This window comes from Dactylosporangium sp. NPDC049140, assembly GCF_040648435.1.
In genome coordinates this window covers 450,615-470,999 of sequence record NZ_JBEZDS010000002.1, presented here as the reverse complement: position 1 = coordinate 470,999, position 20,385 = coordinate 450,615, and the positions used below count along the sequence as shown (strand labels likewise).

General features: G+C 72.6%; 23 protein-coding genes and 1 pseudogene. 12 read left to right on the top strand and 12 right to left on the bottom strand.

What is annotated here, in order from left to right:
• The first annotated feature begins 238 nt into the window (after nt 1-238).
• Together AB0B76_RS05860 and AB0B76_RS05855 are read left to right on the top strand one after the other, a co-directional pair.
• The gene (locus AB0B76_RS05860; RefSeq protein WP_360369929.1) at nt 239-1,183 is read left to right on the top strand and encodes an ATP-binding cassette domain-containing protein; all 945 of its coding nucleotides are present in this window, start codon (nt 239-241) and stop codon (nt 1,181-1,183) included.
• Nucleotides 1,180-2,010, top strand: a complete 831-nt coding sequence (locus tag AB0B76_RS05855) for an ABC transporter permease (RefSeq protein ID WP_360369926.1) — start codon at nt 1,180-1,182, stop codon at nt 2,008-2,010. The genes AB0B76_RS05860 and AB0B76_RS05855 overlap by 4 nt, the downstream gene beginning before the upstream one ends.
• A gap of 47 nt (nt 2,011-2,057) precedes the next feature.
• Here the strand turns inward: AB0B76_RS05855 and AB0B76_RS05850 are convergent, their stop codons facing one another.
• From AB0B76_RS05850 to AB0B76_RS05840, 3 genes are all read right to left on the bottom strand, one after another.
• Nucleotides 2,058-5,588: a BTAD domain-containing putative transcriptional regulator gene (locus tag AB0B76_RS05850; protein ID WP_360369923.1), complete on the bottom strand. Its 3,531-nt coding sequence runs from the start codon at nt 5,586-5,588 to the stop codon at nt 2,058-2,060.
• A gap of 175 nt (nt 5,589-5,763) precedes the next feature.
• Nucleotides 5,764-6,810, bottom strand: coding sequence for a S1 family peptidase (locus AB0B76_RS05845; protein ID WP_360369920.1), 1,047 nt, complete (start codon nt 6,808-6,810; stop codon nt 5,764-5,766).
• A 108-nt stretch (nt 6,811-6,918) separates the two neighbouring features.
• Nucleotides 6,919-7,716, bottom strand: coding sequence for a phosphatase (locus AB0B76_RS05840; RefSeq protein ID WP_360369917.1), 798 nt, complete (start codon nt 7,714-7,716; stop codon nt 6,919-6,921).
• 59 nt (nt 7,717-7,775) lie between these two features.
• On the opposite strand from AB0B76_RS05840, the gene AB0B76_RS05835 reads away from it, so the two are divergent.
• A complete protein-coding gene (locus tag AB0B76_RS05835) occupies nt 7,776-8,405 on the top strand; it encodes a hypothetical protein (RefSeq protein WP_360369914.1) in 630 nt (209 codons plus the stop codon).
• Here AB0B76_RS05835 and AB0B76_RS05830 read toward each other — a convergent pair.
• The 3 genes from AB0B76_RS05830 to AB0B76_RS05820 are packed head-to-tail and all read right to left on the bottom strand — an operon-like array spanning nt 8,382 to nt 10,144.
• A complete protein-coding gene (locus tag AB0B76_RS05830; protein WP_360369911.1) occupies nt 8,382-9,368 on the bottom strand; it encodes a winged helix DNA-binding domain-containing protein in 987 nt (328 codons plus the stop codon). The genes AB0B76_RS05835 and AB0B76_RS05830 overlap by 24 nt on opposite strands.
• Entirely contained in the window at nt 9,365-9,916 is a 552-nt protein-coding gene (locus AB0B76_RS05825; RefSeq protein WP_360369908.1) for a Clp protease N-terminal domain-containing protein, read from the bottom strand. Before AB0B76_RS05825 ends, AB0B76_RS05830 begins: the two co-directional genes overlap by 4 nt.
• Nucleotides 9,917-10,144, bottom strand: a complete 228-nt coding sequence (locus AB0B76_RS05820) for a helix-turn-helix domain-containing protein (RefSeq protein ID WP_360369905.1) — start codon at nt 10,142-10,144, stop codon at nt 9,917-9,919.
• A 64-nt stretch (nt 10,145-10,208) separates the two neighbouring features.
• Between AB0B76_RS05820 and AB0B76_RS05815 the strand changes: the two genes are divergently transcribed.
• The 3 genes from AB0B76_RS05815 to AB0B76_RS05805 all read left to right on the top strand — a co-directional run bounded on the left by AB0B76_RS05815 (nt 10,209) and on the right by AB0B76_RS05805 (nt 11,658).
• Nucleotides 10,209-11,210: a 2-oxoglutarate and iron-dependent oxygenase domain-containing protein gene (locus AB0B76_RS05815; RefSeq protein ID WP_360369902.1), complete on the top strand. Its 1,002-nt coding sequence runs from the start codon at nt 10,209-10,211 to the stop codon at nt 11,208-11,210.
• Nucleotides 11,211-11,317: 107 nt separating this feature from the next.
• Complete coding sequence (locus AB0B76_RS05810) at nt 11,318-11,443, top strand: hypothetical protein (protein ID WP_360369899.1); 126 nt, start codon at nt 11,318-11,320, stop codon at nt 11,441-11,443.
• Between the two features lie 14 nt (nt 11,444-11,457).
• On the top strand, nt 11,458-11,658 hold the full coding sequence (locus tag AB0B76_RS05805) for a hypothetical protein (RefSeq protein ID WP_360369896.1): 201 nt from the start codon (nt 11,458-11,460) through the stop codon (nt 11,656-11,658).
• On the opposite strand, the gene AB0B76_RS05800 is transcribed toward AB0B76_RS05805, so the two are convergent.
• Entirely contained in the window at nt 11,655-12,125 is a 471-nt protein-coding gene (locus AB0B76_RS05800; protein ID WP_360369893.1) for a MarR family transcriptional regulator, read from the bottom strand. The genes AB0B76_RS05805 and AB0B76_RS05800 overlap by 4 nt on opposite strands.
• 52 nt (nt 12,126-12,177) lie before the next feature.
• On the opposite strand from AB0B76_RS05800, the gene AB0B76_RS05795 reads away from it, so the two are divergent.
• The gene (locus AB0B76_RS05795) at nt 12,178-12,762 is read left to right on the top strand and encodes an NAD(P)H-dependent oxidoreductase (protein WP_360369890.1); all 585 of its coding nucleotides are present in this window, start codon (nt 12,178-12,180) and stop codon (nt 12,760-12,762) included.
• Nucleotides 12,763-12,771: 9 nt separating this feature from the next.
• Nucleotides 12,772-13,626 (top strand): NAD(P)-dependent oxidoreductase, encoded by an 855-nt coding sequence (locus AB0B76_RS05790; RefSeq protein WP_360369887.1) that lies wholly within the window; start codon nt 12,772-12,774, stop codon nt 13,624-13,626.
• Here the strand turns inward: AB0B76_RS05790 and AB0B76_RS05785 are convergent.
• Nucleotides 13,611-14,765: a hypothetical protein gene (locus AB0B76_RS05785; protein ID WP_360369885.1), complete on the bottom strand. Its 1,155-nt coding sequence runs from the start codon at nt 14,763-14,765 to the stop codon at nt 13,611-13,613. The two genes, AB0B76_RS05790 and AB0B76_RS05785, sit on opposite strands and share 16 nt — an antisense overlap.
• 295 nt (nt 14,766-15,060) lie before the next feature.
• On the opposite strand from AB0B76_RS05785, the pseudogene AB0B76_RS05780 reads away from it, so the two are divergent.
• The 4 genes and pseudogenes from AB0B76_RS05780 to AB0B76_RS05765 form a co-directional block, all read left to right on the top strand.
• Nucleotides 15,061-15,351, top strand: a pseudogene (locus AB0B76_RS05780) (type II secretion system protein GspE); the annotation flags it as partial.
• A gap of 59 nt (nt 15,352-15,410) precedes the next feature.
• Complete coding sequence (locus AB0B76_RS05775; RefSeq protein ID WP_360369882.1) at nt 15,411-15,635, top strand: ATPase, T2SS/T4P/T4SS family; 225 nt, start codon at nt 15,411-15,413, stop codon at nt 15,633-15,635.
• 141 nt (nt 15,636-15,776) lie between these two features.
• Nucleotides 15,777-16,565, top strand: a complete 789-nt coding sequence (locus AB0B76_RS05770) for a prepilin peptidase (RefSeq protein ID WP_360369879.1) — start codon at nt 15,777-15,779, stop codon at nt 16,563-16,565.
• 197 nt (nt 16,566-16,762) lie between these two features.
• Entirely contained in the window at nt 16,763-17,440 is a 678-nt protein-coding gene (locus AB0B76_RS05765) for a phosphatase PAP2 family protein (protein WP_360369876.1), read from the top strand.
• An 8-nt stretch (nt 17,441-17,448) separates the two neighbouring features.
• On the opposite strand, the gene AB0B76_RS05760 is transcribed toward AB0B76_RS05765, so the two are convergent.
• The 4 genes from AB0B76_RS05760 to AB0B76_RS05745 all read right to left on the bottom strand — a co-directional run bounded on the left by AB0B76_RS05760 (nt 17,449) and on the right by AB0B76_RS05745 (nt 20,359).
• Complete coding sequence (locus AB0B76_RS05760; RefSeq protein WP_360369873.1) at nt 17,449-18,048, bottom strand: lysoplasmalogenase; 600 nt, start codon at nt 18,046-18,048, stop codon at nt 17,449-17,451.
• On the bottom strand, nt 18,045-18,872 hold the full coding sequence (locus AB0B76_RS05755; RefSeq protein WP_360369870.1) for a sterol desaturase family protein: 828 nt from the start codon (nt 18,870-18,872) through the stop codon (nt 18,045-18,047). Before AB0B76_RS05755 ends, AB0B76_RS05760 begins: the two co-directional genes overlap by 4 nt.
• Nucleotides 18,869-19,561 (bottom strand): GntR family transcriptional regulator, encoded by a 693-nt coding sequence (locus AB0B76_RS05750; protein WP_360369867.1) that lies wholly within the window; start codon nt 19,559-19,561, stop codon nt 18,869-18,871. The genes AB0B76_RS05755 and AB0B76_RS05750 overlap by 4 nt, the downstream gene beginning before the upstream one ends.
• A gap of 162 nt (nt 19,562-19,723) precedes the next feature.
• Entirely contained in the window at nt 19,724-20,359 is a 636-nt protein-coding gene (locus AB0B76_RS05745) for a hypothetical protein (protein ID WP_360369864.1), read from the bottom strand.
• Nucleotides 20,360-20,385 lie beyond the last annotated feature (26 nt).

The following is a 20,385-nucleotide window of genomic DNA, read 5'->3' as shown; positions in this document are numbered from 1 at the left end:
CTAGCGGGTACAGCAGGCGCCGGCCATCCGAACGAGGTCAATGACCAGTCGTCGGGTCAACAGCGCCATGCAACCGATGGTGCCCAGCACCGCAGGCCAGCGTCAACTTACGTCCAACATACGGGAATCGTCGGATACTCGGAGCTGTCAGCGGATGACAGGCCGATGTGCGCGGTTTGACAGCGCGGCCGTGCAGGCTGCATGGGTCAGAAGAGACATTCCACAGGGGGAATGAGTTATGAGCCTCGCTTTCCAGGCCACCGGCCTGGTCAAGCGCTTCGGCAAGACCACCGCGCTGGCCGGGGTGGACCTGGCCGCGGAGTCCGGCACGGTCCTGGGGGTCCTGGGGCCGAACGGCGCCGGGAAGACCACCGCGGTGCGCATCCTGGCCACGCTGCTGCGCCCGGACGCGGGCCGGGCGGTCGTCGGCGGGTACGACGTGCTGCGCCATCCGGCCCAGGTGCGCCGCATCAGCGGGCTGACCGGCCAGTTCGCCTCGGTCGACGAGGACCTGACCGGCACCGAGAACCTGGTCATGATCGGCCAGCTGCTCGACCTGCGGGCCAAGGAGGCCAAGGTCCGGGCGAAGGCCCTGCTGGCCGAGTTCGACCTGACCGAGGCGGCGGACCGGACCGCGAAGACGTACTCCGGGGGCATGCGGCGCCGCCTCGACCTCGCCGCGAGCCTGGTCGGACGGCCCGCGATCGTCTACCTCGACGAGCCGACCACCGGCCTGGACCCGGCCAAGCGCGAGGACGTGTGGAACATGGTCCGCGCCCAGGTCCGGGAGGGCACGACGGTGCTGCTGACGACGCAGTACCTGGAGGAGGCCGACGCCCTCGCCGACGAGATCTCCGTGATCAACTACGGCAAGGTCATCGCCCACGGCACGCCGGCGCAGCTCAAGCACATCGTGGGCGGCCAGACGATCAGCGTCCGGCCGACCGACCCGAGCCACCTGGACACCGTCGCGACCATCCTGACCGCCGTGTCGGGCAACGAGCCGGAGTCGCACGGGCGCGGGGTGCTGTCGGTGCCGGTCGCGGACGACAGCGCCATGACGGCCGTGGTACGGCGGCTGGACGAGGCCGGGATCGGGGTCATCGAGCTGTCGCTGCACCTGCCCAGCCTCGACGAGGTCTTCTTCACGCTCACCCGCGAGCGCCAGGAGGTGCCGGCATGACGACCACGACGACGCCCGCGAAGACCGGCGAGGAGGCCCAGTTCATCGCGGCCGTCCCCGCGCGGCCGTTCGGGCTGGTGCGGCACAGCCTGGTGATGGCCCGCCGCAGCCTGATCAAGACGATGCGCACGCCGGAGCAGCTGCTCGACGTCACGCTGCAGCCGATCATCTTCATCGTCCTTTTCGTGTACCTCCTGGGCGGCGCCATCGCCGGCAACCGCCACGAGTACATGCAGTTCCTGCTGCCGGCGCTCATGGTGCAGAACGTGCTCTTCGCGTCCGCGCCCACCGGCGTCAGCCTCAACACCGACATCAAGACGGGCGTCTTCGACCGCTTCCGCAGCCTGCCCATCGGCCGCTCGGCCCCGCTCATCGGCGGCGTCCTCGGCGACATGATCCGCTTCGTGGTGTCGATCGCGGTGATGATCGGCTTCGGGTACCTGCTCGGCTTCCGCGTCACCACCTCGCTGCCGGAGGTGCTCGGCGCCTGCCTGCTGATCATGTTCATGGCGTTCTGCTTCAGCTGGATGTTCGTCCTGCTGGGCATGGTCGTGCGCGAGCCCGGCGCGGTGCAGGGCCTCGGCTTCGTGATCATGTTCCCGCTGACCTTCGGCACGAACGTGCTCGTGCCGACCGACACCCTGCCGGGCTGGCTGCAGGCGTGGGTGAAGGTCAACCCGGTCGCCGACGCCATGCAGGCGGCGCGCGGCCTGATGGTCGGCCAGGGCGCGGTGGCGGGCCCGGTCATCAAGACGCTGATCTGGTCGGTGGCGATCCTGGCGGTCTTCGCCCCGCTGGCGGTGCGCGCCTATCGCCGCAAGGCCTGATCCGGTACCTGCGCGCCTGCGTCGCAAGGCCTGATCCGGTTCCGTGCCTATCGCCGCAAGGCCTGGTCCGGTACCGACGAAGGATTCACCAGTTCCAGCGCCTCGGCCCGCGGCATGCTCATGCCGCGGGCCAGCGCCGTCTCGAAGGCCTCCTCGCCGAGCTCGGCCCGCAGCGCGGCCAGCCGCCCGGTCCAGTCGGCGTTGGACGCGTCGCGGGCGCCGGCCAGGCGCTGGGCCGCGCCGAGCGTCGCCGCGCCGCGCTCCGGGTCGCCGAGGGCCGTGGCGAGCCCGGCGACCGTGACCGCCACCTTGCCGACCACCGGCATGTCCCGGGCGCCGAGCGCGAACGCCATGGCGTCGACGAGCCGGGCCCGGGCGGCGCCGGGCTCGCCGCGGGCCAGGTCGATCTCCGCGCGGGCGGTGACCACGATGGCCTTGTACTGCGGCGCGACAAGCGGTGACTCCTGCTGCAGCCGCCACGACTCGTGGTACAGCCGCTCGGCCTCGATGAGATCGCCCTCGGCCCGCGCCAGGTGGCCCAGCTCCAGCATCGCGTGGGACACGTCTCGCGAGGACTGCCCGAGGTCCTCGACGAACGCGCGCAGCCGGGCCCAGGCCACCGCCGGGCCCTCGGTGTGCCGGCTCAGGGCGGCGCGGCTGACGAGCAGGTAGGCCTGGCTGGAGCGGATGCCGAGCCGGCGGTGCAGCTCGATGGACTCCTCGAAGTGGGCGAGGGCGGCCGCGAAGTCGCCGCGGCGGGTGTACGCGTCGGCGAGCGAGGCCAGCGTCATCGACAGCCCCCAGCGCTCGCCGATGTCGCGGAACGCGGCCGCCGAGATGGTGAGCTCCCGCAGCATGCCGTCGATGTTGCCGTCGTTCTCGCTCAGGTGGCCGAGGACCGAGTGCAGCATGCCGCGGCTCCACTGGTCGATCGGCCCGGCGAGGCGGGCGCGCACGAGCGCGGTGCCGTGCTCGGTGTCGTCGCGGAACAGCGCCACCACCGGCGCGATCAGCTCGACGATCGGGTGCCCGCCGGGCGGCTCGGCCATGGCTTCGGCGATGAGCGCGTCGAGCTCCGCCCGGTCGAACTGGAAGTCGCCGGCGAACCCGCTGTTGACCAGGTGCATCGAGCGCACCACGAGCCCCAGGTCGGACGGGACCGCGGCCGGGTCGCGCCGGCCCGCCTCGATGATCCGCCCGAGCCACAGCGCCGACTCCGCGTGGTTGTCCTCGAACGTCCAGAACCACCCGCTGGCCGCGCCGAGCCGGAAGGCGCGCACCACGTCGCCGGCGTCGCAGAGGTGCCCGACGGCGGCGTGCACGTTGTCCTGCTCGGGCCGCAGCCGTTCGAGCCACTCCAGCTGCGCGGCGGTGCGCAGGTGCGGCTCGGCCCGCTCCATCAGATCCAGGAAGTACGCGGCGTGCGCGGCCCGCACCGCCCCCACCGCCCCGCGCCGCCCGAGCTCCTCGAGCGCGAACTCGCGGATGGTCTCGAGCATCCGGTACCGGATCGGGCCCGCCCCGCCCGGCACGACCTGCAGCAGCGACCGGTCGACCAGCGTGTGCAGCATCTCCTCGGCCGCGAGCCGCCCGTGATCGTCCGAGCCCCCACCGGACGCGGCCGCGTGGGCGGCGTCGGCGTCGAAGGTGCCCGGGAACACGGCCAGGGACTCGGCGAAGGCGCGCTCCCCGGCCCCGAGCAGGTCCCAGCTCCAGGCCACCACGGCATGCAGCGTGCGGTGCCGGGGCAGGGCGGTGCGGCTGCCCCCGGTGAGCAGCCGGAACCGGTCGCCGAGGCGGCTCGCGAGCTGCTCCGGCGTGAAGGAGCGCAACCTCGCGGCGGCCAGCTCGATGGCGAGCGGCAGCCCGTCGAGGCGCCGGCAGATCTCCACCACGGCGGCCACGTTGTCCGGCGTGACCTCGAAGCCGGGCCGCACCGCCGCCGCCCGGTCCCGCAACAGCTGCACGGCGGGCGCGGCCACGGCGGCGGCCAGGGCGCCCGCGTTTGGCTTGGCCCCGGTGGTCCCGGCCCTCGTCACCGTTTCTCTGGTCACCGGCGCTTTTGTCGTCGGCGCTTCTGTCGTCGGCGCTTCCGTCGTCGGCGCTTCCGTCGTCGGCGCTTCCGTCGTCGGCGCTTCCGTCATCGGCGTTTTCGTCATCGGCGCTTCCGTCGTCGGCGCTTCCGTCGTCGGCGTTTTCGTCATCGGCGTTTTCGTCATCGGCGTTTTCGCTGTCGGCGCTGCTGTCGTCGGCGCGGCACCCGCGGTCGCGATCGCACCGGGCGCGAACGGAGCCGGCGCGATGTCGGGCGCCGGGAAGACGACGGCCGGCAAGGGCAGCGGACCGACCGGGAACAGCGTCTCCCCGAGAATGCCCAGCGGCTCCCGGCTCGTGGCCAGGATGCGCAGCTTGGGACAGCGGCCGAGCAGTTCCTCGCTCAGCCCCGCCGCGGCGTCGACGACGTGCTCGCAGTTGTCCAGAATGAGCATTACCCCCGGCAGGACCAGCGCATCGGCGAGCTGCTCGACCACGTCGCCGCGCCGCAGCCGCCCCGCCGCCTCGGGCTGGACCAGGCCGCCGGCGATCAGGGTGCGCAGGGCGGCCGCCGGGACCTCGGTCGCCTCTGCGACCGGGGCCAGCTCGACCAGCCACGCCCCGTCGGGCAGCTGCCGGGCCAGCTCGGTCGCGACCGTGGCGGCCAGCCGGGTCTTGCCCGCGCCGCCCGGCCCGACGAGCGTCACGAGGCGGCTGTCGGCGACCTGGGCGGCCAGCCGCTCGACATCGCCGGTACGCCCGACGAAGCTGGTCAGGGCCGCACGCAGGTTGCCGCCGCGGCGGGGCCCGGACTCGGCGCGCAGCACCGCGATGTGAGCGTCGCGCAGCTCCGGCGACGGGTCGGCGCCCAGCTGCTCGGCGAGGCGGGCGCGGCACCCCTCGAACGCGGCGAGGGCCTCGGCCTGGCGACCGTCGGCGTGCAGGGCCCGGACCAGCAGCGCGACGAGCCGCTCGCGCAGCGGGTGGGCGACGATGAGCTCCTGGAGCTCGGCGATGGCGCCCGCCCGGGTATCGGGCGCGAAGCCGGACGCCTCGATGAGATCCTCGGTCGCGGCCAGCCGCAGCTCCGCCCAGCGGGCCGCGACGGCGTCGGTGTCCGCCGCGCCGAGGTCGGCCAGGGCAGCCCCGCGCCACAGGTCCAGGGCCTCGCGCAGCAGCCGGGTGGCGCCGGCCCGGTCGTCGTCGCGCAGCGCCCGGCGCCCCTCGGCGACGAGCCGCTCGAAGCGCACGGCGTCGACGTCGCCGGGTTCGATCCCCAGCCGGTACCCGCGCGGGCCCGACTCCAGCTCCGGCGGGTTGCCCAGGGCCTTGCGCAGCCGCGAGACGAGCGACTGCACGGCGTTGGCGGGATCGGCCGGCCCCGGCCCGCCCGGCCACAGCGCCTCGACGAGCCGCTCGACGGCGACGAACCGCCCGGGCTCGAGCGCCAGCCGGGCCAGCAGCGCCCGCAGCCGGGCCCCGCCGACCTCGACGGGCCGGCCGGAGACCTCGACCGAGAGCGGTCCGAGCAGCCCCACGCGCATGCCCTAACTCTGCCACCCGGGTACGACACTTCGGGTGCCGCGAATACCCCGTCGGGCGAAAAATGCGGATATGTCGCGGCGCGAAGCGCCCGACATATCAAGCACAGGGGCCGGCGAGTCAAGCGCAAGGGGCCGGACGAGATCGTCCGGCCCCTGCGAGGCAAAAGAGCAAACCTCAGTAGATGCTCACCCCGTACGCGCTCAACGGCTCGGTCACCGGCTGGAAGTACGTCACGCCGCCGCTGCTGCAGTTGCCGCTGCCGCCCGACGTCAGGCCGATCGCCTTGGTGCCGTCGAACAGCGAGCCGCCGCTGTCGCCCGGCTCCGCGCACACCGTGGTGCGGATGAGGCCCGAGACCCGGCCCTCGGAGTACGTGACTGTCGCGTTGACCTGCGTCACCTGGCCGCTGTGCACGCCCGTCGTGCTGCCGCTGCGGCGGACCGACTCGCCCACGAACGCGTTGGCCGCGCTGCTGATCTCCTGGTAGGAGCCGCCGCCGAGGGAGACGTTGCCGGCGTGCGTGACGCCCGAGGCGTAGCGCACGATGCCGTAGTCGTTGCCGGGGAAGCTCGTGCCGGCGCGGGTGCCGAGGACCGACCCGCTGCTGGTGGTCCAGGTCGCGCCGATGTTGGTGCAGTGCCCGGCGGTCAGGAAGTAGTACGTGCTGCCGCTGACCACGTTGAAGCCGAGCGAGCAGCGCGCGCCGCCGGTGTAGATGGCCTGGCCGCCCGAGATGGTGGGCCTCAGCGCGGCGCCGAGGCGCTCGAGGCGCGCGCCGCTGCCGAGGCTCGCCACCAGGGTCTCGAGGGTCTTGACGTGCTCGGCCGGGACGGTCGTGTCGACCGAGACGACGACCTGGTTGGCGACCGGGTCGACGGCCCAGGCGGTGCCGGGGATGGCGGCCTTGGCGTCAAGCGTCGAGGTGATCTTCGCCAGCTCCGCGCCACTGTGCTCGACCTTGCGGGCCACGGCGCCGCCGGCCTCGACGGTCGCCGCCGTCGACGCGTCGGTCACGGTGACGACCATCTTGTCCAGCTTGGCGTCGTAGTAGGAGCCCGCGGTCCGGGTGCCCAGCTGGGCGACCAGGGCGTCGGTCGACTTGGCGGCGAGCGCCGTCTGGTCGGCGGCCGCGAGGGCGGCGGACGGCGTCACCACGGCACCGGCGGCCAGCCCGGCGGCGATGACCGCGAGCAGCCTGGATGAGGTCTTGGTGGGTCTCACGGGAGCCTCCCCTATATCGGAGCCGATAAATATCGGCCGCGACCGATGCTTTCATCGGGAAGGAACCCACACAAGATTCACCGGCGATTTACCCCCATAGCACCCGAGTCATACTTTTACCTCGATAACCCCGTCGAGCAGGAAGTCGCTGACCGGCCAGTAGTGGTGGGGCTGCACGTTGTCGTCGATCGGCACGGTCACCCGCACGCGCCCCTCGGCCTCGCCGATGAACAGGGCCGGGTCGTTGCTGTCGGCGAACGACACCACGTCGAGCCCGGCCGCGGCGGCCGCGCCGGCGAAGCCGTGGTCGGCCACGACGAGGTCCGGCGGCGCCTCGCCGAGCCGGTCGAGCTCGGCCAGCATGGCGCGCATGCCGTCGGGCGAGTGGGTGTGCCAGAGCGCCATCCCGCGCTCCGCGGCGACGGCGACCCCGCCGATGTACCGCACCGCCAGCGGCAGCTCCCGCCCCATGTACCACCCCGGCGACGCGAACGGCGCGCCCGGCGCCGGCTGGAGCAGCTCGCAGCCGGCCGCCCGCAGCGCCGCGGCGACGGCCAGGTGCACCTCGATGATCCCGGCCGGGTGGCCGGTCGCCACGATGACGCGCTCCCGGTGCTCGGCGGCCTGGCGCAGCCGGTCCCGCATGCGCTCCAGCGCGCGGGCGGTCTTGTCGGGGTCGATGACGTCGGTGCCGGTCGAGCGCTCGGGGTCGGCGTCGATGCCGACCCGTTCGGCCATCACGGCCAGGACTTCGGCGAGCGTCCACGTCTTGAGCGGGGCCAGGCCGAAGAGGTAGCCCTCGCGGCCTTCGGCGAAGGCGGCGGCGTTGCCGTGATTGGAGTCCCGGGTGGTCTCGACATCACCGGCGAGCAGGGCTTCGCGAAGATGATTCACTAGCTCAGGCATGTGAACCATGGTAGGTACCGGCCCGCGCGCCAACGAGGAAAGCGGCTTAAGGTCACAGCATGGCCGAGATCTACCTCGAGACGGGCAGGAAGAAGGTCTTCGCCGGGAGCCTCGACTGGCCCGGCTGGGGACGGTTCGGCAAGAGCGAGGAGGACGCGATCGAGGCGCTGGCCGCGTACGGCGCCCGCTATGCGCCCATCGCGACCGCGGCCGGCTTCAAGTTCCCCGCCGCGCCCCGGCTCAGCGTGGCCGAGCGGGTGCCCGGCACCGCGACGACCGAGTTCGGCGCGCCCGACGGCCGGCCCGGGGCCGACGCCCAGCCGGTCACGGCGGCGGTCGCGGCCCGCCACACCAAGCTGCTGCGCGCGGCGTGGGAGGCCTTCGACGCCTTCGCCACGCAGGCCCCCGAGGAGCTGCGCAAGGGCCCGCGGGGCGGCGGGCGGGACCGGGACAAGATGGTCGGGCACGTGCTCGACTCCGAGGGCGCGTACGCGCGCAAGATCGGCATCAAGCACAGGCCCGAGGCCCTGCGCGACGCCGTCATCGAGGTGCTGGGCACCCCGGGCGACGGCGGGCCGCTCACCGAGAACGGATGGACGGCCCGCTACGCCGCGCGCCGCTTCATCTGGCACGTGCTGGATCACCTGTGGGAGATGGAGGACCGCTCAGACGTGGAAGGCGCCCAGTAGCTCGGCCTCCGCGTCGACCTCGTTGCGCACGCGGTCGGGCAGCGGCTCGAACGCGGTCCACGAGACCCGGTCGCCCTTGACGGCCCAGGTGCCCGCGACCTGCCCGTCGACCAGGAACGTCCCGATGGACTGCGGCATCCGCATGTGGAAGATCTTCGTGCGGTGCTCCTCGGGCAGGATCAGCGTGCGCCGGGCGTGCACGAGCAGCGCGGCGTCCCAGGTCGGCAGGAACCGTACCGGCGCCGGGGTCTGCGGGTCCGGCAGCGGCGCGTCCGGCAGGTCGACCAGCTCGCGCCCCCGCTCGTCGGCGAACCGGCGCAGTTCCAGGCGGCCGAGCACGGCCGATATCGCATCGACCGGCAGCCCGGCCCAGTTCGCGATCTCGCTGCGGTGGGCCGGGCCGAAGGCGCCGAGGTACCGCCGCACGAGCAACTCGCGCGCCTCGGCCAGGGCGACCGCGGGCGGGCCGATCCAGTCCTCGGCGAGCCCGTAGACGTCGGCGCGCCGCCGCGCCCAGGTGCCCGACGGGGGCACGCGCACCAGGTCGAGGTACAGGTGGATACGCTGGCGGACGCTCGGGTCGATCTCGGTGCGGCGCAGGGGGCCCTGGGCGAGGAGCTTCGCCACCGCCTCGACGTCGGCCACCTGCTCCGGCTCGGGGCGCACGCGGGTCTGCCGCACGGCCTCGACGAACGGCCAGAAGTCGGCCCGCGACACCAGGTGGATCGTGCCGCGCAGGACCGTCGCCTGGACCACCGCGCGCTCCTCCAGCAGTCGCGTCACCGACGAGCGGTCGAGGTCCGCGAGGCGGGTCCAGAGGCCGATGTACATCGAGGGCGCGTACTGCGCCTGCAGGCCGCCCATCCGCTCCAGCGCGTCCGGCACGGGCACGACGGCCCGCTCCAGCAGCATCTGCCGCGCCAGCAGCGCCCGGTTCAGCCCGCGGGCCGTCAGCACCGTCATGCGGCGTCCCGCAGGACCGCCCGCACCCGCTCCACCGTGCCGTCGTACGTCAGCCCGTGCTCCCGCAGCAGCCGCCCCCCGGCCCCCCGCTCCTCCTTGAGCACCCCGAGCAGCAGGTGCTCGGTGCCGATGTAGTTGTGCTTGAGCGACAGCGCGACCCGCAGCGACAGCTCCAGGGCCTTCTTCGCCCCGTTGTTGAACCGGGTCGGCAGCTTCGAGCGGCGGAACAGGAAGCCGCCCCGCTCGGCCGGCTCGGCCCGCTCCAGCGCGCCCGGGCCGAAGGTCTGCTCCACGCTGGTCCGCACCGCGTCGAGGTCGATGCCGATCGAGCGCAGCGCGGCCGCGTCGTCCCCGGCCGCGATCGCGGCGCGAACCTCCGCATGGGTGACGCCGGCCCCGTCGAGCACGGTCCGCGCGACCCCGCCCTCCTCCAGCAGCAGCGCCAGCACCAGGTGCTCGGTGCCGATCATGGGGTGCCCGAGGCCGTCGGCCTCGCTCTTGGCCAGGCGCACCACGGTGCGGGCCCGGTCGGTGAACCGCTCGAACATCTACCCCTCCTTCGAAGACGCCCGGCCGGCGTGCTTCTTGTGGACCGCCTGCCGCGTCACGTCGAGCGCGTCGGCGATCTCCTGCCACGACCAGCCCTGCCGGCGCGCGTTGTCGACCTGCAGCACCTCGAGCGCGTCGGCGAGCCGCCGCAGCGCCACCGCAGCCCGCAGCCCGATGCGCGGGTCAGCGCTGGCCGCCGCCTCGGCAAGATCGTTGGCCTCCGTCATGTCGTCAACTGTAGTTGACACAAGTCCAGAGAGTCAACCGAAGTTGACACCTAGCCTGAACGCCGTGAACACACTTCCGGTCATCGACGTCGCCGGGCTGGTCCGCGCCGGCCAGGACGAGCGGGCCGCCCGCGAGATCGAGGCGGCCTGCCGGGCCAGCGGCTTCTTCTACATCTCCGGCCACGGCGTGGACCCGGCGCTCATCGAGCGGCTCGACGCGGCCGCGCGGACCTTCTTCGCCCTCCCCGAGGCCGAGAAGCTCGAGATCGCCATGGCCCGCGGCGGCCGGGCCTGGCGCGGGTTCTTCCCGGTCGGCGCCGAGCTCACCTCGGGGGTACCGGACCGCAAGGAGGGGTTGTACTTCGGCACCGAAGCACCCCCGTCGCCGCTGCCGCTGCACGGCCCGAACCTGTTCCCGCGCGCGGTGCCCGACCTCAGGGCGGCCGTGCTGGAGTACATCGGCACGCTGACGATCACCGCCCAGGCCGTGCTGCGCGGGGTGGCCCAGAGCCTCGGCCTGCCCGCGGACTACTTCGCGACCGGGTACACCGCCGACCCGACGGTGCTGTTCCGCATCTTCCACTACCCGCCCAGCCCGCCGGGCGGCACTGACTGGGGCGTCGGCGAGCACACCGACTACGGCCTGCTCACCCTGCTGCTGCAGGACGACAACGGCGGGCTGCAGGTGCGCCGGCCGGACGAGGAGGGCTGGATCGACGCGCCGCCGATCCCGGGCACCTTCGTGTGCAACATCGGCGACATGCTCGATCGGATGACCGGCGGCTGGTACCGCTCCACGCCCCACCGCGTGCGCAACACCAGCGGCAACGAGCGCCTGTCGTTCCCGTTCTTCTTCGACCCGGACTTCGCGGCCGAGGTGCCCCCGCTGCCGGGCCGCACCGGCACGGGCGACCCCCGCCGGTGGGACGGTCAGGATCTGCGCGCATTTACCGGTACCTACGGGGATTATCTGGTTCGAAAGGTGGGCAAAGTGTTCCCGGAGCTGATCGCGGACGTCAACGAGGACGGCCGGGCACCGTTACCCCCGGCGGGTGTGGATCGGTAGTACCCAAGGAACGTTCCACGAGGCCAGTGGCACGTTCCCGGGAGCAAACCGGTCCGCGGTGTTCGTAGCGTAGTAGTCACACACCGCACAACAGGAGGCGACCGGCGATGACCACCCCCACCCCGACCACCACCCGCAAGCTGACCCGCTTCGACGCCGAGCAGGGCATGATGATCTTTCTTGCCGCCCTCGTGCTCGTCAGCGTGATCGCGGTGATCGCCGTCGGCGGCTGACCGAGCCGCCGGCGGTGGTCGCCGACCAGAACTCGGAAGGCCGCCACGGCTCCATCAACGGGGCGAAGACCATCCTGCTCGTCGGCACCGACACCCGGCCGGACCAGAGCCCGGGTGACGCGGTCCGGTCGGACTCGATAATCGTCGTGCACGTGCCCGCCGACCACAGCTCGGCGTACCTGATCGCGCACACCGACCTCGTGAGCAGCTCCTAGACCCGCGTGCGCAGGTGCTCCACCACCGTGTCGGCGACGTCGCCCAGCACCCGGATCTGCTCCTCGGTCAACAGGTCGATGAGGTGCTCGCGCACCGCGGCCACGTGCCCGGGCGCGGCGGCGGCCAGGGTCGCCATCCCCTCGTCGGTGAGCACGATGAACGCGCCGCGGCCGTCGGAGTCGCACTCCTTGCGGGTGACCAGGCCGCGCTGCTGCATGCGGGTCACGTGGTGGGACAGGCGGCTCTTGGACCACAGCATCCGCTCGGCCATCTCGCTCAGCCGGATGCGCCGGTTCTCGGCGGCGGCCAGGCTGGTCAGCACGTCGTAGTCGGGCTCGGAGAGGCCCTGGTTGGCCGCGAGCTCCCGGGAGATCTGCAGATCGAGCAGGGCCCTCATCCGGCGGTACCCGATCCAGGCCCGGAACTCCCGCTCGTCGAGCCAGCGCGGTACCTCGTTGTCTGCCACGTCTCACAGCGTAGTCGTTGACGTGTCACCAAACCAGTGTCACGATGGTGACATGTCAACAACCGCGCTCCGCCCTCGCCTCGAAGTCATCGTCGCCAGCACGCGCCCGGGCCGGGTCGGCCGTCTCGTCGCCGACTGGTTCGTCGGCCGGGCCGAGGAGCACAACGGCTTCGACGTGCACGTCTCCGACCTCGCCGAGCTGAACCTGCCGCTGCTCGACGAGCCGCACCACCCCTCGCAGCGCAACTACACCAAGCAGCACACCAAGGACTGGAGCGCGACCATCGACGCGGCCGACGCCGTGGTGTTCGTGATGCCGGAGTACAACCACAGCTTCACGGCCCCGCTGAAGAACGCGATCGACTTCCTCTCCGAGGAATGGCGCGACAAGCCCTTGGCGTTCGTGAGCTACGGCGGGCTGTCGGCCGGCACCCGCGCCGTCATCGCCCTGCGCCCGGTCGTGAGCGCGCTCGGCATGATGGCGATCAAGTCGCAGGTCGCGATCCCGTCCCGCACGCACATCACCGCGGAGAAGACCTTCGAGAGCGACCCCGCGCTGGACGCCTCGGCCAAGGCCGTCCTCGAGGAACTGGCCCGCCTGGCCCCGGCGTTCCGGACGCTGCGCGCGGCCAAGTAGAAAGAACGCATGTCACGGATCGTCGTTACCGGTGCCGGCGGCAAGACCGGCCGAGTCGTCGTCGAAGACCTGCTCGCCCACGGCCACGAGGTGATCGCCACCGACGCGGTGGGCGCCGCCGGGCACCTGAGCATCCCCGCGCTGGGCGTGCCGCTGCTGATCGCCGACCTGACCGACTACGGGCAGGCGTTCGAGGCGCTGCAGGGCGCCGACGCGGTGGTACACCTGGCGAACATCCCGGCCCCGGGCATGTATCCGCCCGCGGTGACGTTCAACCGCAACACCGCCATGAACGCCAACGTGTTCCTGGCCGCCCGGGCGGCCGGGCTCGGACGCGTGGTGTGGTCCTCCAGCGAGACCACCCTGGGCCTGCCCTTCGACACGCCGCCGCGCTACGCCCCGGTCGACGAGGAGCACTTCCCGGTGCCGACCACGACCTACGCGCTGTCGAAGGTCGTGGGCGAGACGCTCGCCCGGGAGATCTCGGGCTGGAGCGGCATCCCGTTCGTCGGGCTGCGGCTGTCCAACGTGCACGTGCCGGAGGACTACGCCGCCGTGCCCGGCTACTGGGCCGACCCGCACGCGCGCAAGTGGAACCTGTGGGGCTACGTCGACGCCCGGGACGTGGCCGCGGCCTGCCGGCTGGCCCTGACCGCCGCGGCGCCGGGGGCGACGTCGTACGTCATCGCCGCCGCCGACACCATCATGGACCGGCCCTCGGCCGACCTCATGCGCGAGGTCTTCCCCGAGGTGCCGCTGCGCCGGGCGCTGGACGGCTTCGAGACCCTGCTCGCGATCGACCGCGCCCGGGAGGTCCTCGGCTACTCCCCCGCCCACTCCTGGCGCGATCACGTCGGTCGCTGAGCGCGCAACAGCAGTTCCAGCAGTACCGCCATCGCCGCCGGCGATTCCAGCGCCGCCCGCGCCAGCAGGTTGAGGTTGTGCTGCTCGCCGTCGGGGCTCACGAGCACGCCCGCGGCCGCCGGGTGCACCCGCCGCCAGCCGATCGCGGCCAGCGCCGCCTCGGCCACGACCACCACGGAGGGCGTCCCGTCGAGCTCCTCGGGCTCGGCGGGCGGCTCGGGCTGGGCCGGCCAGTTCGCCGCCACCAGTTCGTCGAGCCGGGTCAGCAGTACCTCGACCACCTCGGCCGGCCCCAGCGGCGGCCGGCGCAGCAGCGTGGCCACCTGGTCGCTTACCGCCCGGGACTGCCGCTCGAGCCAGCCCGGCCACTCCTCGCCCGGCACCGCGGCGAACGTGACCCACTGGCCGCTGTCCCGGCGCAGCACGTGCCGGGCCAGCTCGCGCTGCAGATCCGGCGGCAGCGGCCCCAGCGGCACCGAGTCGGTGACCCGCAGCGCCACGTGCGCCGGGGACAGTGACGCGATCGCCCCGGCCAGGCTCGGATGCCGCGCCATGAGCGCGGTACGGGTGTCGTCGTCGAGCGCCGCCACGACCGCGCCCGCGCGCACCGCCTCCTGCCAGCCGGCGTGCAGGTCCTGCACCCCGGCGCTGGTGCGCTGCCAGATCTGCTCCTCGACGTCGAAGGCCAGGTCGGCGAACTCGAACGCGGCCAGGTCGGCCTTGACCACCGCCCGGGCCGCGGTGTGCAGCCCGGACGCGGAGCTGGCGGCCTGATCCGCCTTGCGCTCCAGCGCGGCGGCGAAGTCGCGGGTGGCCCGGGCGATCGTCTCGGCCCGCGGCGACGGGAGCACCGCGAGCGGGTCGACCGCCTCCTCGTACAGCGCGCGCAGCCGCACCACGATGTGCGCCCGCCGGTGGTCGACGACGGCGAGCTCGTGCGCGACAAGCGCCCGCACCTCGTCGACCGTCAGGCATTGCAGCAGCGGCAGCCCCACGAGCAGCAGGCGCCGCCGGCGGCTGGCCCACGACCGGATCAGCCCGAACCCGGTCAGCAGCACGGCGTCGGGCCGTGCCACGCCCACCCGGGCCGCCACCTCAGCCACGAGCGCCTGCAGCTCGGTCTGCGCGGCGGCGGGCACTCCCGGATACGAAACCTCCCCTGGTTGGCGGCCGCCGTAGCGCATCAGCAGCCACCGTGCTCGCCAAATGCTGATATTGCCGGGCAATTCGCTTCTGGGTTCTTCCACGACGGCAACCGACACAGCGAAGCATCCTCACGACAGCGCCGGGACCCGTCAACGAGGGCGCCCGACGCGCCCGGGGTGAAACCCGAAACTCACCCGGATTGGCGCCGATAGGACCAGCAGTGACCCGGGGGTGAGATGTACCAGACGTTCAGGCCGCTTCTGGACGCGCTGAAACAACGCGGTGCCGATGCGCGGGCGGTCGACCGTGCGGCCCGACGAGGCCGAGCGCACCGGCCGGTCCATCCGCGCCGTGCTCATCAACGACCACGTCGTCACCGAGGAGCAGCTGACCGAGGCGTCGGCCGACGCGTACGGCATCGCCACCCTCGACCTGGTCGGCTACCCGATGGACCCGGCCGCCGCCACCAAGATCCCGATGGCCCTGGTGCTCAAGCACCGCGTGCTCGGCATCGCCCTCAAGGACAACGAGATCACCGTCGGCATCACCGACCCGGGTGACGTCCTGGCCCTGGATGACGTCCGGGCCGCGACGGGGCTCCTGGTGCGCCCGGTCGTGGTCGCCCGCTCCGAGCTGCGGTGCGCTCCGACCCCGACGTGGTGCTCATCGGCGAGATCCGCGACCGCACCACCACGCAACTGGCGGTCGAGGCCGCGCTCACCGGCCACCTGGTGCTCTCGACCCTCCAACGACGCACCGAGCGCGCCGGCAAGCTCGTCTTCGGCACCACGGCGAGTGGCGTGACGGCTACGGGCGGCACGCCGCAGACCGCGACGCTCTCGCCGGGCAACAGCATGCAGTAGAAGAACAACGGCGCTTCGTACCGCATCTGCGGCATGAACACCGACGGCAAGGTCATCTACGTGTACGACTCGGCCGTCGGCGGCCCGCAGCGGGGTTCACCGGGTGCGGGCCGCCACCGACCCCCGGAAAGGAGACCTGGCGTGGCGTTCGTTCTCGTCGTCGCCGGCGTCCTCGGCCTTGCGGTCGGCTCGTTCCTCAACGTCGTCATCCACCGGGTCCCGCGCGGCGAGTCGCTGCTGCGGCCGGCGTCGCACTGTCCACAGTGCACGGCCCCGGTGCGCCCCTGGCACAACGTCCCCGTGCTCGGCTGGCTCGCCCTGCGCGGCCGGTGCGCCGACTGCGCCGCCCCGATCAGCGTGCGGTACCCCCTGGTCGAGCTCGGCACCGCCGCGCTGTTCGTGGCCGTCGCCGCCCGCTTCGGCGCCTCCCGCCCGCTGCTGCTGCCCGCCTGGCTCTACCTCGCCGCGATCGCCGTGGCCCTCGCGCTCATCGACCTCGACGTGCTGCGCCTGCCCAACGCGATCGTGCTGCCCGCCTACGCCGTCGCCCCGCTGCTGTTCCTGCCCGCCGTGATCGTCGATCGCGACTGGGGCACGGCCCTGCGCGGGCTGCTCGCGATGGCCGCGCTGTGGGCCTTCTACTTCCTGCTGTCGATCGTGTACCCCGGCGGCATGGGCTTCGGCGACGTCAAGCTCGCCGGCGTGCTGGGCCTCTACCTCGGCTCGCTGGGCTGGTCCTCGGTCGCCGTCGGCACGCTCGCCGCGTTCGTCCTCGGCGGGGCCGCGGGCCTGGCGCTGATGGCGTCCGGGCGCGCCGGGCGCAGGACCGCCCTGCCGTTCGGCCCGGCGATGCTGGCCGGCGCGCTGCTGGCGCTGTTCGCCGCCGCGCCGATCACCGCCTGGTACACGAACCTGCTCATCCCTGCCTGAACCGGTCCTGCCGAAGGAGCACGATGGCCGCAGTCAACCTGATCGGACCGGACATCGGCACGGTGTCCATCCGCGCGGCGGAGACAGGTCGCGCTCGGCGGCCGAGATCGAGGACCCGACACCCCTGAAGAACATCGGGGAAAAGTAGGGGCATCGACCGGATGGCATCGCCGCCGCTCCGGACGAGGCTGAGGCGCATGAGCATCACGGTGGGGGCGCCGCGGGGCGAAGTGTCGCTCGGGCGGCAGGCGGGGATCGGGCTCGGGGCGGCGGTCGCGTACCTGCTCGTGCGCGGGGCGGTGAGCGCGACCGACGGCCGCGCCCAGTCCAACGCGGACGCGGTCGCGCGGCTGGAGGGCTCGCTCGGGCTGCGCGAGTTCGTGACCACGAACGCGTTCGTCGCGGACGCGTCCGAGTGGCTGTACACGTGGGGGCACTGGCTGGCCGCGGCGGCGATGCTGGTGTGGCTGGCCCGCCGGCAGCCGGCGCTGTACTACCGGGCGCGGGACACGATGCTGCTCACCGCCGGGGTCGCCGTGTTCGTCTTCGTGGTGTTCCCGGTGGCGCCGCCCGACCTCGGGGGTGGCCTGGCCTCGCTGCCGTCGCTCGACGCCGGGTGGGACGTCGTGCTGGGCCTGAGCGTCGCGGCCGCGGCCGGGCGCGCCTGGGTGCGGGCCGCCGGGGCCGGGCTCGCCGCGCTGATGGCCTGGTCGGTGGAGCTGACCGGGCACCACTACCTGCTCGACGTGCTCGCCGGGGCGGCGCTGGCCGGGGGCGCGTGGCTCTTCGTGCGGGCCCGGCGGCGGCCGCAGCGGCTGCGCGGGTACGCGGGCTGGGACGGGCTGGACCTGCACAAAACCGACAACGCAGAGTAGCCCTACGACTACCCTGTGCTGCGGGTCTCGGTCCCGGCCCACGCGCACTGAGCGGCGGTCGCGATGAGGTACAGCGCCGCGGCGTAGGTGGCCATCACCACCAGGTCCCGGCCCGGGAAGTGCAGGCCGGCCGCCCCGACCCCGATCAGGAGGTCGGAGACGAGGAACAGGGCCCCGCCGGCCCCGGCCCGCACCGAGACGCCCGTGGCGGCGCACGCCATCGAAACCAGGGCGAGGCTGTACCCCAGGATGGGCCCCCGCAGCGCGCCCAGCTCGCCCCAGAGCGCGGCGTTGGCCCCGGCCCAGAGCACCGCGTACCCCGCGACCGCGAGCGCCCGCGGCCGGTGGTCGCGCAGGAACGCGACGAGCAGCGCGACCTGGGTGCCGAGGAACGCGGCCATGCCGAACAGGAACGCCCCGGGAATCAGGAGCACGATGTCGCCGATCGTGGCGAACACGAGGGCGATCGTGACCGGGCCGCCCTTTTTCAGGTACCAGATCAGGATCGGGGCCATCAAGGGCTTGGCGATCCACTGCAGCACGTGCACATCGGTCGCGACACCGGTCAGCTCCACGGCGACCGCGAGCCAGAACAGCTTGAGCTTCACGCCGCCGGCTCCCAGCCCGGCCGGCCGAACACGAAGCGCAGCCGGTCGCTCCAGCGCGTCGCCGCGCGGACGTCCTGCCAGATCGCCGCGTACTCGTGGGTGGCCACGCGCAACGGGTTGTAGGTGGCGATGTTCTTCGTCAGGCCGTAGCGGACCGGGGCGCGCTCCGGCTCGAACGAGCCGAAGATCCGGTCCCAGACGATGAGGATGCCGCCGTAGTTGCGGTCGAGGTACTCGGCGTTGGCGCCGTGGTGCACGCGGTGGTGCGACGGGGTGTTGAAGAACCACTCGATCGGCGCCCAGAGCCGGTTCACCCGCTCGCTGTGCAGGAAGAACTGGTACGCCAGGCTGATCGACTGCTGCAGGAAGACCATCCACGGCGGGATGCCCAGCAGCGGCAGGAACAGCCAGAAGGGTGTCCCGGTCATCGGCGTCCAGCTCTGGCGCAGGGCGGTGCTGAGGTTGAAGAAGACCGACGAGTGGTGCACGACGTGCCCGGCCCAGAACACGCGGACCTCGTGGTGCAGGCGGTGGAACCAGTAGTACGCCAGGTCGTCGGCGAAGAACAGCACCGCCCACGTCCAGGGGCTGTGCGGGTCCATCTTCAGCGGGGTCAGCACGTAGAGCCCGGCGAACGCCACCGCGACCAGCAGCTTCCAGGGCACGCCGATGACCTGGCTGCCCAGCCCCATCGACAGGCTGGTGGCGGTGTCGCGGACCTCGTAGCCGCGCTCGTCGTCGTCGGGCAGGAAGCGGTACGAGACCGCCTCCATGATGATCAGCAGCAGGAACGCCGGCACGGCGTAGAGGACGGCGGGGATCATACGGCGGCCACCGGAGCGTTGAGGAGCGTCGCGGCCTGAACCTCCGCCGCGGCGGCGTCCCCGGCGGCGATGTACTCACCGAGCCGCCGATGCCCGGCGACGTCGAGCAGCTCGGCCGTCCGGTGCGCGGCCGGCACCCGCCCGACCGCGAGCGCACCGCCGACGAGGCTGTTGAACGCGAGCAGGTAGGCGGTGTTACCGCTGCCGAGCAGGATCGCCCGCCACAGCACGATGTTGGCGGCGCCCATCCGCTCGAGGTCGGGCGCCTCGGCCGCGTACGCCTCGACCGCGGCGGCGACCGCGGCCTTGTCCGCCTCCCGGCCGCGCCGCGCACAGAGCCGCGCGGCATCGGCCCCGAGGCAGGCCCGCATCTCCAGCACGTCGCGTACGAGGTGCTCGACCGGGAGGAGATCCTGGACACCGGCGGCCATGGCCAGGTCGAGGCCGGCGTGCTCGCGCCAGTCCAGCACCTTGGTGGCGCCGCCCTGAGCGACCCGGACGAGGCCCAGCTGCTGGAGCCTTCGCAGAGCCTCCCGCACCGCATGCCGGTTCACCTCGAACCCGGCGGCGAGGTCGCGCTCACTCGGGAGGCTGTCGTCGGGGCGGTACCCGCCGGCGAGGATGGCGTCGCGGAGCTGGGCGAATACGTGGTCGGACACTGAGGTGCGGCTGGCGGGCACGAACTCCATGTCCGGGGAGTCTGCCACTCATCAACTGGTTGGACCAGTGGTGAGACCTCGATAAGTTCGAGGCTTTCGTGATCGGACTTATCGTACTTATGCCCGGTCAGGCGACAAATCCGATAAGTCGCGGCGCGGAGCGCCCGACTTATCGCGCCAACACTCCGCGAATCAGTCGTTAGCCGTCAGCTCGTCGACGATCTTCTGAGCCGTCGTCGTGTGCTTGGCGTAAGCGCTCGCGAAGGCGCTGCGCTGCACGGCCTGCGCGGCGTTCGTGACGCTCATTTTTTCCCAGCCGCTGACCTTCTGCAGCTTCGCGTAGAACTTGGCCGACGCGAATGCCGGGTCCATGAGCTGCTCAGGCGTTCCCCAGATGCTGACCCGCTGCTGGAAGATGCCCACCGAGTCGTAGTTCGTGCCGGTGCCCTCGTGCGGGAGTTTCATCGACGCGGGGACCTTCGGGTTCGCCAGGTTCTTGAGGTACGTCTCCTGCAGGGCCGTCGCGATCGCCACCACCATCGCGCGCTCCGGCAGGTTCATCTGCCGGGCGACCTCCACGACGATGTAGGCGTTGTTCGTCTGCTCCTGGGTCATGCCCGCGACCGGCTTCGGCACCAGCGGCTGGCCCGGCAGCACCGCCTGGGCCGCGCCCCGGGCCGCGTTCGCCCGGGCGTGCGTCTCGTAGAACTTGGCGGAGTCGAAGCTGACGTCATCCGCAACGGGGGTTGCCGGCCGATCCGGGAAAATCGCCCAGGACACACCGACACTGATCAACGAGGCGACGAGGCTGACCACGGCCAGCAGCATCAGTCTGCTCAGGTGCAGACGACGTG

Bases quoted from the DNA above. Each gene is read 5' to 3' on its own strand.
- AB0B76_RS05860 (WP_360369929.1), top strand. From the start codon at position 239: ATGAGCCTCGCTTTCCAGGCCACCGGCCTGGTCAAGCGCTTCGGCAAG.
- AB0B76_RS05855 (WP_360369926.1), top strand. From the start codon at position 1,180: ATGACGACCACGACGACGCCCGCGAAGACCGGCGAGGAGGCCCAGTTC.
- AB0B76_RS05850 (WP_360369923.1), bottom strand. From the start codon at position 5,588: ATGCGCGTGGGGCTGCTCGGACCGCTCTCGGTCGAGGTCTCCGGCCGG.
- AB0B76_RS05840 (WP_360369917.1), bottom strand. From the start codon at position 7,716: ATGCCTGAGCTAGTGAATCATCTTCGCGAAGCCCTGCTCGCCGGTGAT.
- AB0B76_RS05835 (WP_360369914.1), top strand. From the start codon at position 7,776: ATGGCCGAGATCTACCTCGAGACGGGCAGGAAGAAGGTCTTCGCCGGG.
- AB0B76_RS05830 (WP_360369911.1), bottom strand. From the start codon at position 9,368: ATGACGGTGCTGACGGCCCGCGGGCTGAACCGGGCGCTGCTGGCGCGG.
- AB0B76_RS05825 (WP_360369908.1), bottom strand. From the start codon at position 9,916: ATGTTCGAGCGGTTCACCGACCGGGCCCGCACCGTGGTGCGCCTGGCC.
- AB0B76_RS05820 (WP_360369905.1), bottom strand. From the start codon at position 10,144: ATGACGGAGGCCAACGATCTTGCCGAGGCGGCGGCCAGCGCTGACCCG.
- AB0B76_RS05810 (WP_360369899.1), top strand. From the start codon at position 11,318: ATGACCACCCCCACCCCGACCACCACCCGCAAGCTGACCCGCTTCGAC.
- AB0B76_RS05795 (WP_360369890.1), top strand. From the start codon at position 12,178: ATGTCAACAACCGCGCTCCGCCCTCGCCTCGAAGTCATCGTCGCCAGC.
- AB0B76_RS05790 (WP_360369887.1), top strand. From the start codon at position 12,772: ATGTCACGGATCGTCGTTACCGGTGCCGGCGGCAAGACCGGCCGAGTC.
- AB0B76_RS05765 (WP_360369876.1), top strand. From the start codon at position 16,763: ATGAGCATCACGGTGGGGGCGCCGCGGGGCGAAGTGTCGCTCGGGCGG.
- AB0B76_RS05755 (WP_360369870.1), bottom strand. From the start codon at position 18,872: ATGATCCCCGCCGTCCTCTACGCCGTGCCGGCGTTCCTGCTGCTGATC.
- AB0B76_RS05750 (WP_360369867.1), bottom strand. From the start codon at position 19,561: ATGGAGTTCGTGCCCGCCAGCCGCACCTCAGTGTCCGACCACGTATTC.
- AB0B76_RS05745 (WP_360369864.1), bottom strand. From the start codon at position 20,359: ATGCTGCTGGCCGTGGTCAGCCTCGTCGCCTCGTTGATCAGTGTCGGT.